The organism is Ruminococcus sp. RTP21484sp1_RTP21277st1_D2_RTP21277_210401 (genome assembly GCF_040924225.1).
Classification (GTDB): Bacteria; Bacillota; Clostridia; order Lachnospirales; family Lachnospiraceae; genus Blautia_A; species Blautia_A faecis.
Genome location: NZ_JBCOMJ010000008.1, coordinates 76,065 through 93,850, shown reverse-complemented (window position 1 = coordinate 93,850; position 17,786 = coordinate 76,065). Strand labels below are relative to the sequence as shown.

Here is a 17,786-nt window from a genome sequence, read left to right as displayed (position 1 = left end):
TTTTCGTCTTTTTCATAAACTCTTTCAATAGTGACATCGTTAGGTTTATTTTCCACGAATTTATCACTCTGTTTATTTTCTTCAATGGTAATTCCATTTGGAATATCCCAAAATGCCAATGGCTCATTTTCTGTTAATACAGATGAACTAATTCCAGTATTTTTTACTGTAATTGTATATTTTACAAGATCTTCGGAATCAGCCAAAGTTCTGTCAGCTGTTTTGGTAATATCAAAATTGCGGGAATTCTTATGTACGGTTACTTCACCCTTTACAACATGCTCCCCTTTAATCACCTGTGCAACATTTTTGAAACTCTCTTCTGTTGAATTACTTTTCAGCTTAACTGGAACTTTGATGGTAACACTTCCGCCAGGTTGTATATCCGCCAAAGTGCCTGCAATTTCACCAGTAACTGAATCATAAGTGACCTCGCTAGTAAAGCTGCCACCCTCAATAGTTACCTTTGCAACCGTACCGTCCAGTTCCATTCCAGCAGGAAGCACATCTGAGAACTTCCAGCCACTAGCCGCTGCAGTTCCTGTATTTTTAATTGTGATGGTATACTCTTCTTTTCCATCTACAATTGGTTCGGCGGAAGCAGTTTTGGTTACTTCCATTTTTTCTTCATCTTTTTTCTGCTTTACGGTATTGGTTTTAGTTGCTTTATCATTATTGATTGTAATCTGGTTTGTAATTTCCTGGGTTTCGTTTTGAACAACTTTCATGAGTACATAGCCCAAAACTTCTTTTCCAGATGGTACACTTTCAAATTTCCAGGTTGCCTTATCTCCAGCTATTTCTGCTGTTGCTTTTATTGGGGAATCTGCTTTTGTCCAAATTCTCTTAGATGGAGTAAATGCATTTCCACCTACATTCCACTGACCATTAGTCGACAATGTATTAAGCTCATCTTCAGTAATAAACGCAAGACTTCTGGCAGGACTAACCTTAGTAAGATCATCTTCAATAACGATATCTGTATCAACGTCTCCGTTATTTGTTGCTTTTACCTGATATAAAATATAATCGCCATAAAGTACATAGCTATTATTTTGATTATAATCATTCCAGTGCCCTGTCTTAGCTGTTTCAACATGCAAAATTGATTTATTATTGCCATAGTCATCCCGAAAATCAATCTCACCAGGTTTCTTAACGAGAACAGTTGCTTCCGCTTTATCAGCAAGCTTAATATCTGCAGAATTATCAATAGGTGAAACTGTTGTTTCTAACTCGTTGTTCACTTCTCCATCTACATAATTTTCTGCAAACTTAATTTTATCTTTGCTTACTATTACTTTTCCAGTCCAGTCATCAAGCTGTTTTTTTGGATCCTCAGAACTAGAACTTTTTGTATATGTAATAGTATATCCCACAACCTTATTCGAATCATTTTCATCATAGATTGAATTTTTCATGTATCCATCCATATTCTCAAAGGAAATAGCGGCATCTGCATCAGCCGCATCAATATACATTCCTTCAGGAAAACGCATTGTATCTGTAATGCTAAAACCTTTCAGCCAAAGATTTCCCTCTTTAATCTCATCGTGATATTCATGCAGAGTAAACTTGAGATCATCTTTCATTACAAAACTTGTTGTAGTGCCAGTAGTTCCAATAGATACATTATCTGCTGTTTTTTTATGATGCCATTTCGGCTCTGCTTCACATTTCAATGAGGCATTCGCTTTGTTTTCTCCATCTACTGTAAAACTAGCATTAATATCATCTTTACTACTGCTTACGCCTTCTGGAAATTTCACTCTCATTTTTATCAACTGAGTAGATCCATTTTCAGTCAATCCTTCAACTTTGATTTTTTGATTGCCATCCGCATCAGTGCTCAAAGTGTATGTTATACCATTTGCAACATATATGTTATTTACAAAATCTGGAAATTTTGCATTCGTCTTTCCAAGATTAATTTCTACGTCAGAAGTAACAATATGATCATTGTTATTAGCCATTCCAATGGATGCAAACAAGTATCCTTCTTTACCAGATTTTATACTGTCAATAGATGCACTACCACTTTCCCCATTTTCCTTAAAAGACAAAGCAACACTAGTAATTACATTTGGATTTGAAGCGCGCGTAATTGTAGTCGTCACGCCACCCACAATTGAAAAACTATCCTGCGTAAAACCCATAGAGGTGATCTCGCCGTCTGCGTTTGTGTTTACGTATTCGGTTACAACTTCGGCCTGTCCATCATTGTCCAAGTGGACAACATCTTTATTTACGACGTCGCCATCAACGGTGCTTTCCTGAATCTGTTTGAAGCTCATATCTACTTTTACATTTCCGTTTTCAGGTTCAATTCTGCTTCCATCGGCGGTCAGGAAATATACATCGTAAAGTACGTACTCAGCTTCCGTATTCTCAGCGTCCAGTCCCAACTGGCTGCTCAGCTGGCTGTTGAATGCTGCTACTGCTGCATTGTAGCGGTCGGTGCCAGGTGCGATGTAGTCCGCTTTGATTTCTGCATCCTGTGGAAGGTTTGCATCTTCCGGAGCTGTTGCTGTAATCACTACACGACTGTCTTCATATCTGAAAGAAGTCTTCGGTGCTTCTGTCGGAGTCGGTGTCTCACTTGGGGACGCGCTGACTTCTGGTGTCGGAGTTGCAGTTGCCTCGGCAGCTGGTGTTGCTGTAGCTTCCGGTGCTGCAGGAGCTTCCGTCACTTCTGCTGCAGGTGCCGCTGTGGGCTCTGTTGCAGGTGTTTCTGTCGGAGCTGCTGCAGGCGCCTCTGTTGGCTGCTCTGCTGGCGCTTCTGTCGGCTGCTCGGCAGGTGCTTCCGTCGGCTGCTCTGCTGGCGCTTCTGTTGGCTGCTCAGCAGGTGCTTCCGTTGGCTCCTGAGCTTGTTCCGCAGCAGGAGTTTCCTGCACTTGCTGAGATTCTTCCTGTTTCTCAGCAACCGGTTCCGCTCCCTCCTCTGTTGCGTATGCTTCTGCTTCGCTTTCAGACGGAGTCGGTGTTGCCGTCGCGTCCTCAACGTAGGTATCGTCTGTTGCCAGAACAGTCAGACTGGACTGCTGGAATATCATAGATACCGCCAGAAGTATGGCAAAAAACGATTTCAGCCTTGAATTCTTTTTCATGTTACAACCTCCTTTTTAAGATCGGGTTTTCCTTTTTTTCGGTGTGGTTTCGCAGGCAGAAGTAGCCCAAAACCCATTTTTATCATCATATCACACTGATTTTGAAGGAGCAATAATTTATGATCACCTGAAAAATCCCTGTTTTCTGCTGTTTCACTAAGGAACCTGGCATGAATCGGTCTTCATTTTCGTATTTTTATAGTGTGTATTTTAGTGTACTGTCTCCATTTTCGACTTTTCATTGAAAAAAACACACAATTTCTTATTTTCTCTGCTTTCACAGGACAAAAAAGCTACATGTTTACTCCATTTTCTCTGTTTGAATTTCAGCATATTGCACAATTTCACGCCCTGTTTTCTAAACTATATTCGCTCCAATTTTCGTATTTTTTCATGGTGTATCTTGATGTACACTCTTTCGTGTGGTATAATAAATGCCAGAAAACCAATGCACTTATACAATTGGCAAACAAGAAATACGCACCATCTTCATTTTCAAATGATAAAGCATACAGGAGGACTCCCTATGTTTCTCAAAAAGACCCCTAAGGCAAAGGGAACTTACCTTGCCATCACCGAATCCTACTATGATAAAGAGAAGAAAGCCACTCGTCAGAAGACCATTATGGGGTTGGGATATCTGGAAGATTTAAAGAAGGATTACCCGGATCCCATCAGCCATTTCGAGAAGGTTGTCGCTGATATGAACCAGGAACGAGAAGCTAAAAAGAACTCTGTGGTATATGTTGACCTTACTACTGCTCTCTCACCGGGAGAACACTCTCTGAAAAATGTAGGCTACGGCATTCTGAAATACCTTTATAAGGAGCTTCAGCTGGACATTTTCTGGCGTACCAGGACCTGGAATCTATCTCTCCCCTATAATATAGAAGAGCTTTTCCGATATATGGTCATTTCCCGTGCGCTTTACCCAAATTGCACCTGGAATGAAGCTATTGAAAAAGGAATCTACTTCGAAGAATCCGGAAGCATCTCAGACAAAGACCTGGATTCTGCCTTTCATGTTATTGTGAAACTGCAAAAAGATCTGCAGAAGTGGATTTATGAGCATTCCGGCAGCATCCTTTCCAGAGATACTACTTCTGCTTTTTTGGATCACACCAGCTATAATTTTTCCATTCCGGGAAGCATGCCCTCTGACACGCAGCCCAATGCCAAACGTACAGATTCCACCCTTCACCTGGATCTTCTCACGGACAGAAATGGAATTCCCATTGCATATGACCTGTCTACCAGTGGTACTGTGTTGAACCAGTCTGTTTTTAATGCCGTAAAGCAATTAAAGAGAGAGAATCCCAGAACCCGTTTTTATAATACTGCACCTGCACGTCCGGAGGAGGAGCCTTTTATTTGCAATGGAGTTCCGGCAGACGGATATATTTATGGTCTGCCTGTACATACTGCGAATGCAGAATTTAAGGATTGGGTACTGAAGGATGGTTATCAGGAAATGAAAATTCTGAATGAAAAGCATCAGACTATCCCTCTTCTTTATAAAGAGCGGATTTTTGAGGATAGGGAAAAACAATTTGTATACTACCATGAGCTTCAGGCCAGACAGCAGCGCCTTGCCAGGGAGTCTTCCGGAAGGCGTACCGGATTGAAGCTGGACGGATATACTGCCATTGCTACTGATAATCTGGAGGTGGATAATCTTGCCCCTTATCGTCTTTTCAGCGGACTTCGTCATATGGAGAAAATTTTCCTTGATTCCAAAAGCCAGTATGACTCCTCTGCTACCTTCATCTGGACACCGGATAAGATCAATGCCCATTTTGTGATTGGGTTTGTGTCCTTTACTTTAATGCGTATGCTGCAGGCGAAGCTTGATTTCCAGTTTTCCATGGAACAAATCGGGACTTCTTTGCAGCGGTATAATTGTGTGCAGATTGCAGGTAATATTTATCAGTTTACCTATTATGATGTGATTCTGGATGCATGTGAGAAGGCGCTGAAGCTGGAGCTGCATAATAAATACCGCAGCCAGCTCCAGATTCGGAGACTGCTGCGGTACTAAGGACTTTATATTTTTATATCTTTTTATACATGTCAGGCTTTTTCGCCTGGCATGTTATCTGTCTGCTCCCAGGCTTCCCTCTCCTGGAAAATGCAGTTCGTACATTTCCCGGGCGGCGCGGGTGACGATTCCAAGCTCTTCTTCCATCTTCAATGTCTGCGGAAGCACCACGGCAGTATCATAAATATCCGCTTTCAGCTTGTCCTTGGCACGCTCACTGCTCATTTTCATAATTCCAAACAGCGTGCTGTTATAAGCCTTATCAGACTCACTAAGCTCCATATACGTCTTCACCATATGGCAGCACTCCCTGTAAAGAAGCTCTTCATAATCCTTTCCCTTGGCGCAGATTTCCTGGAATTTCATTTTATTCAGCTGTTTCATGATCTCCTTACGTCCGCCACGGACTCCCATAAAGCGCTTGCCGCTGTCTTTATTAAACTCCATCAGCATCCACAGTGCGATCAAACCGTCAGCCCGGGTATCACCGCCAAGCTCAGACGGATCCTGATAACGGATGTCCCAAAGCTCCTTGCGGATCTGATTCAGCTCCGGCTCCTCTCCTGCCTCAATTGACATATTCAAAAGTGCCAGACGTCTGGCCGGGTCCGATTCTCTGTAGTATTGTGTAATAGTCGGGGTATCCATAATATTCTCCTTTATACTTCTTCGTAGGTCAGCTCGGTCTCAGCCATATTAAGAGCTTCCTCGATTACTTTATCCATATCCATATAGCGGTACATGCCCAGTCGTCCGCCGAAGAGTACATTCTTCTCTTCTAATGCACGACGCTCATACTTGTCAAAGAGCTCGTCATTCTTCGGATCATTAATGGGATAATATGGCTCTTTTCCCTTCTCCCATGCTGCCGGATATTCTCTTGTGATAACTGTCTTCGGCTGTGTCCCAAACTCGAAGTGCTTATGCTCAATAATACGGGTATAGGGCACCTCATAATCGGTATAGTTCACAACCGCATTTCCCTGATAGTTCCCCATATCAAGCACTTCTGTCTCAAAACGCAGGGAACGGTACTCCAGCTCACCATAGCAGTAATCATAAAATTCATCGATCATACCGGTAAAAAGGATCTTATCTGCCTGTGCAGTGAGCTCTTCTCTATTTGCAAAGAAATCCGTCTTCAGGCAAACCTGGACACCCTCCAGAAGCTTCTTGATAATACGGGTATAGCCGCCCTTCGGAATACCCTGATAGGGATCCTTAAAATAGTTATTATCATAGGTATAACGAAGAGGAAGTCTCTTGATAATAAAGGACGGAAGGTCCTTACACTCTCTTCCCCACTGCTTGCGGGTATAGCCCTCTACCAGCTTCTCATACACATCCTGTCCCACCAGCGCCAGTGCCTGCTCTTCCAGGTTCTTCGGGTGTGTGATGTGCATGCGGCTGATCTGCTCCTGAATCTTCGCCTTCGCCTCTGCCGGAGTCCGAACTCCCCAGAGCTGGTGGAATGTATTCATATTAAACGGAAGATTATACAATTCATCCTTATACACAGCAATAGGTGAATTTACAAAGTGGTTAAACTCTGTAAACTGATTCACATAGTCCCAGATTTCCTTCTTAGAAGTATGGAAAATATGTGCGCCATACTTGTGGACCTGGATGCCTTCTACTTCCTCTGTGTAAATATTACCGCCGATATGATCACGCTTGTCGATCACCAGGCAGGTCTTGCCCTTCTTAGTAGCTTCGTGAGCAAATACAGCTCCAAAAAGTCCGGCTCCTACAATTAAATAATCATATTTTTTCATCTTGTGTTGCCCCTTTCTGTTATGGGAATGCAGATTTATTACGTCCGTTTTCTGCCAGACACTGATATACAATGTCTTTCATTCCCGGATAAAGATGTTATTATTATAACAAATTTTCAGAAAAAAAGGTAGCCCTTTCCATATAAGGACTACCTTTTTTATAAAACTTTCTTAATGGTCGCATCGCAACCTATAACACGCATCACGATGCACAACGATCATGCAACTGCATTATTTCGCAGCAACTCTGTCAAACTCATCTGTGATTTCTTTGGACGGAGCCTTAGTCACAAGGCTGACGATCACGATCATCACCAGACTGAGCAGGAAACCAACTGCCAGGGAATAAAGTCCTGTATAGGTTCCCAGTGTCTGTCCTCCGACTAACGGAATATAGTCCCAGATAATAACGGTAAGTCCGCCAGTCACCATACCTGCAATGGCACCTGGAAGATTGGTTCTTCTCCAGAACAGGGACATTACCACGATCGGTCCAAATGCGGAACCAAGTCCTGCCCATGCATTGGAAACCAGTCCCATAATACTGCTGTCCGGATTCCATGCAATGACAAATGCGATCACTGCAATCACAATAACCGTGATGCGGCTTACTTTCAGAATTTCCTCTGTATCAGCATCCTTCTTGATAAAGCTGTGATACAGATCCTCAGACACTGCAGAAGCCGTTACCAGAAGCTGGGAATCCGCTGTGGACATGATCGCTGCAAGGATTCCGCAGAGGAACAGTCCACCGATAAAGGGAAGCGCAAGCTCTGAGGTAAACACCTTGCGGATCATCTCAATAAATACGCTCTCAGAAGAAGCAGCTCCGTTCTCCCCAAGAATAACAGGAAGCAGATAAGCTCTTCCGATCACAGCGATTGCAAATGCAGCTGTCAGGGAAAGAAGATCCCATACAATGGCAATCGCCCAGGATTTTTTCAGTTCCTTCTCGTTCTTAACTGCCATAAATCTTACCAGTACGTGGGGCATTCCACAGTATCCAAAGCCCCATGCCAGCTGGGAAAAGATCTCTATAAAGGTATATGGTCTGTCTCCATTCATAAACGGGTTCAGATAAGCACCTGCACCGCCGGTCACGCCGCTCTGGGAGATCAGGTCTGTAAGATTGCCTGGAAGCAGGAAATATGCCACCAGCGGAACTACAAGAAGTCCGATAAGCATCAGGGTTCCCTGTACAAAGTCTGTTACACAGACCGCCATAAAGCCGCCCATGAAGGTATAGCAAAGAATAACCGCAGCTCCAATGGCAAGTGCTATATGATAATCAAGTCCAAATACGGTATTGAACAGCTTACCGCCTGCTGCCAGCGCAGAAGCTGTATACACCAGGAAAAAGATTACGATTACCACTGATGAGATCAGAAGCAGGATCTTTTTCTTATCACGGTAGCGGTTCTCGAAAAATGCCGGGATGGTCATGGAATTGTTTGCTGCGATGGTGTATTTACGAAGTCTTCCGGAAATACAAACCCAGTTGAGAACAGTTCCGATAAAAAGTCCTACCGCGATCCAGATCTGTCCGGATCCAAAAGAATAAATGGCTCCGGGAAGACCCATCAGAAGCCATCCGCTCATATCAGAAGCCTGTGCAGAAAGGGCTGCCACCCATCCGTTCAGTCCTCGTCCTCCAAGGAAGTAATCCTCTGAGCTGGAGGTCTTTTTCATGTAAACCGCGCCGATGACGATCATCATGGCAAGGTAAAACACAAAAGCAATCAGAATTATCACTGTTGTACCACTCAATTTTTTCTCCTCCTCTGTTATAAAATCTGCCGTCCCCAAATCATCCGGACAGCAAAATAACATATTTCATACTTTACCACAGAAGAGTATGAAAGTGCAAGTGATATTATATATTTTTTTGAAAGTATGCGTTTTATAAACACAGAATATGAAACTACTTCTCTTTCCCTTTCAGATAAACATGTTTAATATACCACAAAGCCTTTTCTTCCCCCTTGTCATTGAGGATCCGAAGCAGCCCCTCTAGCTCTTTTTTTGTCTGGGGATGTACAAACCACAGCTTCGGCTTGCTTTTCAGAAAATATTCCAGCGGCTTATGATTGTCGTATGCGGCCCCAAGATACGTCCTGGAAGCACTGATCCTGTCCATCACCATCTCTGCCACATATCTACGAGGCATTTTCGCCCCCATGATCACATGCTCCGGATCATTTATGGAATAATCCACCCAATGCTCATAATGATGCTTATTGCGCCCTTTATGATGAAGCCAGGCGGTAGACACGCCAGTATCCTCACGTTCTGCGTTATTTGGACTTCTGTTCCCCTGATAATATTTGCAGCCCACCAGAAATTCCGATGGAGTATATTTGGAAAGGTCATGGAGAAGCCCCTGCTTGTAAAGTCCGATTCGGAAGCAATAGTGCATGACCATCAGCTTATGCTTTGTGATCGTTTTAAAGTGAAGCCATGGATGCATTGTCACCGGACCTCCTTTCCTTATTCTCAGCTTCTGTCACAGTATTGTCTGTAGCTGCAGTTTTCTTCGCTTTTGCGACTGGCAGTTTTTCATTCTTTTTTCCTTTGCCAGTATGTTTTCTTTCAGGCTCCGGTTTCTTCACACCCTGAAGTACAACCACTGTACGCGGTCCCACCTCCACGGCTCTTTCATAAACCTGGCCATTTTCCCCATAAAATCCGTCACAGGTCAGATCTCCGGTATCCATCACTTTCTTCCACTCCATCCCCTCTGGAAGATTGGGAAGCGCAATATTCCTGGTTTCCCAGTGAAAATTATAGCCTGTATAAAGGAAATCATCCTCGCTTCCGTCCGGCAGCTTTGCGTATGCCCCGCACAGCATCATGCCGATCATGCGGCTGGTATTTTCCATGTTGCAGAACCATGCACGTTCCCCATGAAAAGACATATCCGGGAATCCCTTGCCAAGGTAATCTGCTTCTTTCATGCTCTCACTCATATGAAGGACAGGATGAGCCTTCCGAAGTGCAACTGCCTTTTTTACAAAGGCGAGCATACTGGCATTTCTCCGCAGTCCCCGCCAGTCAATCCAGCCAATGGAATTGTCCTGACAGTAAGCATTGTTATTTCCCTCCTGGGAATTGCCGATCTCATCACCGCCATAGATCATGGGTACTCCCTGGGAAAACAGCAGCATGGCAAAAGCAGCACGCATCTGGCGCTCCCTCATCTGACGGATCCACTGCTTCCGGCTTGGTCCCTCAATGCCGCAATTCCAGGAATAATTATAGCTGCAGCCGTCATTATTGCCTTCCCCATTTGCCTCATTGTGCTTATAATTGTAGGAAACAAGGTCATTTAAAGTAAAACCGTCCTGGCAGGTGATATAATTGATCACTCCATGGTCATCCGGGTTATGACGGATGCGATACTGCACAGCCGGAACCATATCCTCATCGCTTTTCAGGAATCTGCGCATATCCTGCAAAAATCCCAGATTATATTCCGCAAAGCAGCGCTTTCCTGGTCTGCGGTTCTTATAAAGAGCAGCCGTATCCATTCCTTCTGCCATGATCTTCGTCCCTGCAAGCAGGCCGTCCTTCATGATCAGGTCAAGAGGTGCCCCTTCTCCCAGAATATGAAAGCCGTCCACATGATAATTCTGTTTCCAGAACTGCACTGCACGAAGTGCCATTAAAGGATTAACTTCTGCCGGAAAATACATTTCCATGATACAGCCAATCCCTGCTTTGTGAAAAGCCCTGATCATGTCACAAAATTCCCTGTGGGGATCCCGGGTAGCGCAATAAGCACTCTTTGGCGCGAAATAAAGACCATTTCCATATCCCCAGTAATTTACCTCGTCTTTTTTCCCCTTCTGGGAAACCAGACCGTCTGGCTTCTTTGGCGGAACCACCTCCATAAATTCATAGGCCGGCATAAGCTCTACCGTATTAATGCCAAGCTCCTGCCAGTATGGGATCATCTGTACCAGACCGGAAAAAGTTCCCCGGAGACCTGTCGGCAGCTTGGCCTGCCTGGTGTATCCCCGGACATGTACTTTATAGAGGATCATATCTTCAAAGTCTGTTTCCGGTGCTTTCTCATCCCCCCAGTCATAACCATTTCCGGACCAGAAGCCGCATCGCACCTTGTGTGGATCCTCCTCCCACGCTGCCCCAAAATGCTCTCTTCCGCTGATTCTGCTGGCACAGGGATCCAGATAGATTTCCCCGTTTATCTTAAAATTGTACTCCAAATTGGTTACATTTAATTTTTTCATAAAGACAGAAAAAATCCGTCCTGTACGATATTTTTCATCCAGAAGAAGCTCATAAAAGGGCTCTCTTCCCCTCTTCCTGTAAAGGAGCAGGTAAACCTCAGAATCCTCTTCCGCTTCCACTGCAAAATTATATCCATCTGCCATCTGAGTTACCCCAAGTAAAAGAGGATAACCGTATGTCACAACCACGCTCTTATTTCCCGGTATTGGCACTTTATAAGCCCTCCTGTCTTTGTCTGCTGTCTCGTCTGTAGCCATTTTTGTACACAGAGCACGTTTCCCAAAGGGAATCTGCACAATGCAATCTTTCTCATGAAATAGAATCATCCGATGATATCTGTTTATCCCCAGATCCTGCCATACAGGACTCCCTATGGTCTAAAATTTCAGATCCAGCTCTACAGGACAATGGTCGGACCCCATTATCTCGCTGTGAATCTTCGCATCCTCCAGATTCTCTTTCAAGGACGGAGAGGTGATGAAATAGTCAATTCTCCATCCGGCATTCTTCTCTCTTGCCTTAAATCGGTAAGACCACCAGGAGTAGGCGCCCTCAAGCTCCGGATAAAAGTAACGAAATGTATCAATAAATCCAGCTTCCAGAGTTCTGGTAAAGCAGGCTCTCTCTTCATCTGTGAAGCCTGCGTTCATCCGGTTGGTCTTAGGATTCTTTAGGTCAATTTCCTGATGTGCCACATTCATGTCTCCACAGCAGATCACAGGCTTTTTCTCCTGAAGCTTCAGAAGATAAGCCAGGAAATCTCTTTCCCATTCCATGCGGTATTCCAGTCTTCGAAGCTCTGACTGGGAATTGGGCGTATATACAGTAACCAGATAAAAATCATCCATCTCTGCAGTGATCACACGTCCTTCTTTATCGTGTTCCTCTATTCCAAGTCCGTAGGTCACGGACAACGGTTCTTTTTTTGTAAAAACAGCTGTTCCGGAATATCCCTTGCGGTTCGCGTAATTCCAATATTGATAATAACCTGGAAGCTCCAGCTTCACCTGGTTCTCCTGACATTTGGTCTCCTGAAGACAGAAAATGTCTGCGTCCAGCTTCGCAAAGCTTTCTTCAAAGCCCTTGGTGATACAGGCACGGATTCCATTTACGTTCCATGATACAAGCTTCATGTTGTTCTCCAATCTGTAAAAATTTATATGATGCACAAAAATCCTTCTGTACATGATTTTGCCCATTTTTTCAAAGTTTCCAGTGAACTTCATTCACAAAAAACCTCTCATAGGATATTGCCTGTGAATATTCAATATATTCTAACACTTTCTTCATTATAACACAGATTTCCCTATTCACAAAACCCTATTTTTCTGGTACAATCTAAATATTGTCCGGGCATACCGTTACCAGTGAAAATGAAGCTAAAGAAGTCCCGGTGTTACCTTGTTTTACAGCATGAACATGTTTTTTCACAGGTAACATATAAATACAAATTTTTTATAAAGTGAGGTATTTTTAATGAGTGATTCAGATATGACAAACTCCTGCAGCAGCTGTGGAAGCAGCTCATCCTGCGGCGGTTCCGACTGTTCCACATGCGGTGGATGCAGCACTGACGCAAACCAGCACAGCACCATTACTCTTACCATGGAGGATGATACTGAGGTAGAATGCGCCATCCTTACCATTTTCCCCGTAGATGCAAAGGAGTATATTGCGCTTCTTCCTCTTGACGAAGAGGGCCAGAATCATGACGGTGAAGTTTATCTGTATTCCTTCACCCGCACTGCAGAGGGTGCTCCCATGCTTTCCAACATTGAGAGCGACGAAGAGTACAATAAGGCTGCTATCGCATTTGACACTGTTTTACAGAATGCACGGGAAGCAGAAGCTGCCGGAGCGCCTTTAGAGTAATCTCTCCAGTGATCTTTAAAGAGATTTCCGACGGAAGCGTCAGAGTAATCTTTCCGGTGGTCTTTAAAGAGATTTCCTGCGGGAGCCTGTTTGAAAAAGGCTTTCTGCAAAATTTGAAAAAAGCTTAAGCACAACAAAAGCAGGTATCTGTGATTGATAAATTCATCACATTTACCTGCTTTTGTATTTCCCATAAAACTGCGAAGGTGCTGCAGCGGGTTACTTCGTCGTACTTCCAAACCCGCCATTTCTCACATCTGTCACATCATCATCTACGGTAATCCCATACTCAACGAAAATTCCCTGCATAAAGCCTGTATCTGCCTTCAATTCTACCACTTTATTCTCATTGGTGTCATTTGTCAGCTTGGCAAAAATATGACCTTCATTGTCAGAATAAAAATAATCGCTGTCAATAATCCCCACCGTATTATTCAGCTGCAGACGGAATTTGAATCCGAGACCGCTTCTTGGATAGCATTTCAGCACCCATTCCTGATCCATCTCCACACAGATCCCGGTCGGAATCTTGATGGTCTCGCCTGGCTTGATGGTAAAATCAGCCGGGGAAAAGAAATCATAGCCTGCGCTTCCGGCAGTAGCCCGTCTTGGAAGACGGATTCCCTCATAAATCTTCTCTGCCTCGTCAGCAGACACGCCTTCAAAAGCATCCATCCAGTCTGCCACAAAGCGCTCTTTACTTACTTTATGAAATTTTGCAATTCTCTTCATGTTTCCTCCTGTTTATCCCGTGCAGACGCATTTTCCAAAGCTCCGGCTCTGCAGCGGATATAAAGAATGCCGGGCACATCTGTCCGGCATCCCCCAAGCTGTCACTGTGCTTTTCCTACACAGTGGCCTTGCATTTTATTCTTATTTTGCCTCTGCCGGAACATCCTTGATGCTGAAGCTCATTCTTCCCATCTTGTCTTTTCCAAGGCATACAACAGTCACTTTATCTCCAAGTGTAAGAACATCCTCTACGCGGTTGATTCTCTCCTTGCAGATCTTGGAAATGTGAACCATTCCCTCTTTGCCAGGTGCGAACTCAACAAATGCGCCAAACTCCTTGATGCTTACAACCTGTCCGGTGAGGATCTGTCCCTGCTCGAAGTCAGAAGCAATGATTTCAACCATACGCTTTGCTTCCTGCATGTTCTTATCATCTACGCCGCAGATAGATACAGCACCCTCATCTGTGATATCGATCTTAACGCCTGTGCGCTCGATGATGGTGTTGATGGTCTTACCTCTCTGTCCAACAACATCACCGATCTTCTGAGGATCGATCTGGATCTGGATGATCTTCGGAGCATATTTTCCAACAGTTGTACGAGGTGCAGGGATACATTTCTCAATAACTTCGTTAAGGATGTACTCTCTTGCTTCCTTAGTACGTCTGATTGCTTCTTCTACGATCTGTCTTGTAAGACCGTGGATCTTAATATCCATCTGAATCGCTGTGATACCGTCATGAGTTCCGGCTACCTTGAAGTCCATGTCGCCAAAGAAGTCCTCAAGACCCTGGATATCAGTAAGAACGATATAATCATCATCTGTGTCACCTGTTACAAGACCACAGGAAATACCTGCAACCGGCTTCTTAATCGGTACACCGGCAGCCTCAAGAGACATGGTGGATGCACAGATACTTGCCTGGGAGGTAGATCCGTTTGACTCAAAGGTCTCGGATACAGTACGGATTGCATATGGGAATTCTTCTACGCTTGGAAGAACCGGTACAAGTGCTCTCTCAGCAAGTGCTCCATGACCGATCTCACGGCGTCCCGGTCCTCTGGATGGCTTTGTCTCACCTACAGAATAGGACGGGAAATTGTAGTGATGCATATATCTCTTGCTTGTCTCAAACTCGTCAAGTCCGTCAATTCTCTGTGCCTCTGCAAGAGGTGCCAGAGTAGTGATCGTACAAATCTGAGTCTGTCCACGGGTGAACATAGCAGAGCCATGTACTCTCGGGATGATGTCAACCTCTGCTGCCAGAGGACGGATCTGTGTGATTGCACGGCCGTCCGGACGTTTGTGATCTTTCAGGATCATCTTACGAACGGTCTTCTTCTGATACTGGTAAACAGCCTCACCAAGAACAGCAAGCCACTCCTCTTTCTCTGCGAAAGCTTCTTTCAGCTTGTCTGTGATCTCTGCAATATTGTTCTCTCTTGTCTGCTTGTCATCAGAGAATACGGCAACTTCCATTTCTTCCGGAGGAACGATCTCCTTGATGGCGTCAAACAGCTCCTGCGGAACTGCACAGGACTCATAGCTGTGTTTCTCTTTACCGCACTCAGCGATGATCTGATCGAAGAATCTGATGATCTCCTGGTTTACCTCATGTGCTTTATAAATAGCCTCGATCATCTGATCCTCCGGAACCTCGTTGGCACCGGCCTCGATCATGATAACTTTGTCTCTTGTGGAAGCTACTGTCAGCTGAAGATCAGAAATATCCTTCTGAGCCAGTGTAGGGTTCACAACATACTCTCCATTGATCAGGCCGATCTGTGTCGTTGCACATGGGCCATCAAATGGAATATCAGAAATACAGGTAGCAAGGGAAGAACCAAGCATAGCCGGGATCTCCGGGTTGCACTCCGGATCTACAGACATAACCATGTCTACCAGTGTTACGTCGTTTCTGTAATCCTTCGGGAACAAAGGACGCATAGGTCTGTCGATAACACGGGAGGTAAGGATTGCGTGCTCGCTTGCCTTTCCTTCTCTCTTATTGAAACCGCCCGGAATCTTTCCTACGGCGTACATTTTCTCTTCATATTCAACGCTTAATGGGAAAAAGTCGATTCCCTCTCTTGGCTCCTTGGATGCAGTTGCTGTAGCAAGTACAGTGGTATCACCATAATGCATAAGTGCTGCGCCATTGGCCTGTTTCGCAACACGTCCGATATCTACGGTAAGTGTTCTTCCAGCTAATTCCATGGAATAACTTTTGTACATGTCTTCTCTCCTTTTTCATATAAAATATTGATCTGAAGCCACCTTACACTTCTGCAGAAGCTGTAAAAACCAGTTCTGACCGACGTATATTGCAGCTCTCTTTGCCTCTGTCACAACAGAAGTCCGAAACGACTGAAAAATACATTTGATATTGCTGGGAACAGTTCTCTTCAAATGTTCTCTTCAAATGTCCTTTTCAGAAGTCTCGGAAATCTTTATCTGTCAGGTTGCCCTTACAGACAATAGTGCCTCTATTGTGACACTTATCACTATCCACAAAAGCTCCGGTAGAAAGCTTGTCAGTGAACAATCATAACTTTCCTCACATCTTAAAATAGGGCGGATGGATATCCGCCCCTTCCGCATACTAATTATTTTCTTAAACCTAATTTCTCAATCAGTGCACGGTATCTTTCGATGTCTGTTTTCTTTAAGTAAGCTAACAGTCCACGTCTCTGACCTACCATTTTCAGCAGACCACGTCTGGAATGATGATCCTTGTGGTTGTTCTGTAAATGCTCAGTAAGCTCCTGGATTCTTGCAGTAAGAACAGCTACCTGTACCTCTGGTGAACCAGTATCTCCCTCACATCTTGCATACTCTTTCATAATTGCTGTTTTCTTTTCTTTTGAAATCATCTTGATTTCCTCCTTATTATTCTTAATGGTCTCCCATGCAGGTATTCCTGTGGGGACGTAATCGCCGCATATTAAGAGACGGTCGGAGTGTCCAACCCCTGAATATGGGCTGTCTGATATGTGAACGCAGGAAGTAAACCTACTCACACCTTGCCTAGTATAGCATACCCGCCAGATTCTGTAAACTGTTTTTTTCGTTTTTCTTCCCGATATTATTTCTCAGTTTTTTCAAAAAATCTCCGGCCATCCTCTGCATCCGCCAGAAGTCTGCTCTTCAGCGCCTCAAGAGAGGGAAATTTCCGTTCCGGCCTCAAAAACTTTTTGAAATCCACCCGGCATTCCTCTCCGTAGAGATCTTCCTTACAGTCAAAAAGATAGGTTTCCACCCCTATAAAGCTCTCACCAACCGTAGGCTTACAGCCAATGTTGGTAATTCCGTGGTATATCTTATCCCCGAAATAAGAGCTTGTCACATACACACCGTTTGGCGGCAGGATCTTGGTCCTGGGAGGCACGAGATTGGTGGTGGGAAGCAGGACCTTATGTCCCATTCCCCTGCCATGCACCACCTGGCCTTCCACAAAGTAATCCCTTCCCATAAGGGAAGTAACTTTCTCCATATTTCCTTTTTTCAGTTCTTCTCTGATATAGGTACTGCTGATCTTCCTGTGTCCATCCATTTCTTTGGAAAGGATTTCCACATCAAAGCCATACTTTTCTCCAAATTCCATAAGAAGCCGGGGCGTACCTTTCCGCTCAAAGCCAAACCGGTTGTCCTCTCCTACTACTACGTAGGATGCCCCAAGATCTCCCATAAGAATCTCTTTTATAAAATTCTCAGCCTTCATATGCCGGATCCTGTCATTTAACTGGCATTCTACCAGCACATCCACGCCAAGCTTTTCAAGAAGGGAAGCGCGCTCCTGGCTGGTAAGGATCATGTTGCTGGAAGCATCAATGGCAAAAAGAACAGCCTGTTCTCCAAGTGTCTTCCGCTCCCTGATCTTCTCAACCAGTTTCCTGTGGCCACGGTGGATCCCGTCAAATTTTCCCATTGTTACTGCACAGTTGGCAAGCTTTGGAAACTCACCCTCTATCTTCAGGTATTCCATAATCTCTCCTGTCACACCAGTTT

Annotated in this window: 12 protein-coding genes and 1 pseudogene; 2 read left to right on the top strand and 11 right to left on the bottom strand. The window is 44.4% G+C overall.

All coding sequences use genetic code 11. The features are described 5' to 3' along the window. Window positions 1–3,107, bottom strand: a pseudogene (locus AB5706_RS07685) (hypothetical protein); the annotation flags it as partial. Between the two features lie 526 nt (window positions 3,108–3,633). On the opposite strand from AB5706_RS07685, the gene AB5706_RS07680 reads away from it, so the two are divergent. After that, on the top strand, window positions 3,634–5,145 hold the full coding sequence (locus AB5706_RS07680) for a hypothetical protein (RefSeq protein ID WP_173771810.1): 1,512 nt from the start codon (window positions 3,634–3,636) through the stop codon (window positions 5,143–5,145). A 54-nt stretch (window positions 5,146–5,199) separates the two neighbouring features. On the opposite strand, the gene AB5706_RS07675 is transcribed toward AB5706_RS07680, so the two are convergent. From AB5706_RS07675 to AB5706_RS07650, 6 genes are all read right to left on the bottom strand, one after another. Beyond that, window positions 5,200–5,793 (bottom strand): DUF6553 family protein, encoded by a 594-nt coding sequence (locus AB5706_RS07675; protein WP_173718751.1) that lies wholly within the window; start codon window positions 5,791–5,793, stop codon window positions 5,200–5,202. Between the two features lie 11 nt (window positions 5,794–5,804). Continuing rightward, on the bottom strand, window positions 5,805–6,920 hold the full coding sequence (gene glf, locus AB5706_RS07670) for a UDP-galactopyranose mutase (RefSeq protein WP_148462337.1): 1,116 nt from the start codon (window positions 6,918–6,920) through the stop codon (window positions 5,805–5,807). A 231-nt stretch (window positions 6,921–7,151) separates the two neighbouring features. Further along, complete coding sequence (gene putP, locus AB5706_RS07665) at window positions 7,152–8,687, bottom strand: sodium/proline symporter PutP (protein ID WP_173718752.1); 1,536 nt, start codon at window positions 8,685–8,687, stop codon at window positions 7,152–7,154. A gap of 154 nt (window positions 8,688–8,841) precedes the next feature. Beyond that, window positions 8,842–9,387, bottom strand: coding sequence for a DUF5662 family protein (locus AB5706_RS07660; RefSeq protein ID WP_173771812.1), 546 nt, complete (start codon window positions 9,385–9,387; stop codon window positions 8,842–8,844). After that, complete coding sequence (locus AB5706_RS07655) at window positions 9,365–11,497, bottom strand: Type II secretory pathway, pullulanase PulA and related glycosidase (protein ID WP_368365973.1); 2,133 nt, start codon at window positions 11,495–11,497, stop codon at window positions 9,365–9,367. Before AB5706_RS07655 ends, AB5706_RS07660 begins: the two co-directional genes overlap by 23 nt. 51 nt (window positions 11,498–11,548) lie before the next feature. Further along, window positions 11,549–12,304 (bottom strand): exodeoxyribonuclease III, encoded by a 756-nt coding sequence (locus AB5706_RS07650; protein ID WP_118578760.1) that lies wholly within the window; start codon window positions 12,302–12,304, stop codon window positions 11,549–11,551. A gap of 343 nt (window positions 12,305–12,647) precedes the next feature. Here AB5706_RS07650 and AB5706_RS07645 point away from each other — a divergent pair, with 343 nt between their 5' ends. Next, on the top strand, window positions 12,648–13,043 hold the full coding sequence (locus tag AB5706_RS07645) for a DUF1292 domain-containing protein (RefSeq protein WP_173771818.1): 396 nt from the start codon (window positions 12,648–12,650) through the stop codon (window positions 13,041–13,043). A gap of 219 nt (window positions 13,044–13,262) precedes the next feature. On the opposite strand, the gene AB5706_RS07640 is transcribed toward AB5706_RS07645, so the two are convergent. From AB5706_RS07640 to AB5706_RS07625, 4 genes are all read right to left on the bottom strand, one after another. Then, window positions 13,263–13,775, bottom strand: a complete 513-nt coding sequence (locus AB5706_RS07640) for a dCTP deaminase/dUTPase family protein (RefSeq protein WP_148462341.1) — start codon at window positions 13,773–13,775, stop codon at window positions 13,263–13,265. Between the two features lie 141 nt (window positions 13,776–13,916). After that, window positions 13,917–16,013, bottom strand: a complete 2,097-nt coding sequence (locus AB5706_RS07635; RefSeq protein WP_148462345.1) for a polyribonucleotide nucleotidyltransferase — start codon at window positions 16,011–16,013, stop codon at window positions 13,917–13,919. A gap of 371 nt (window positions 16,014–16,384) precedes the next feature. Further along, window positions 16,385–16,651 carry a 30S ribosomal protein S15 gene (gene rpsO / locus AB5706_RS07630; protein WP_148462347.1) on the bottom strand — a complete coding sequence of 89 codons (267 nt, stop codon included), beginning with the start codon at window positions 16,649–16,651 and terminating at the stop codon, window positions 16,385–16,387. Window positions 16,652–16,863: 212 nt separating this feature from the next. Continuing rightward, entirely contained in the window at window positions 16,864–17,763 is a 900-nt protein-coding gene (locus AB5706_RS07625) for a bifunctional riboflavin kinase/FAD synthetase (RefSeq protein WP_148462350.1), read from the bottom strand. Window positions 17,764–17,786 lie beyond the last annotated feature (23 nt).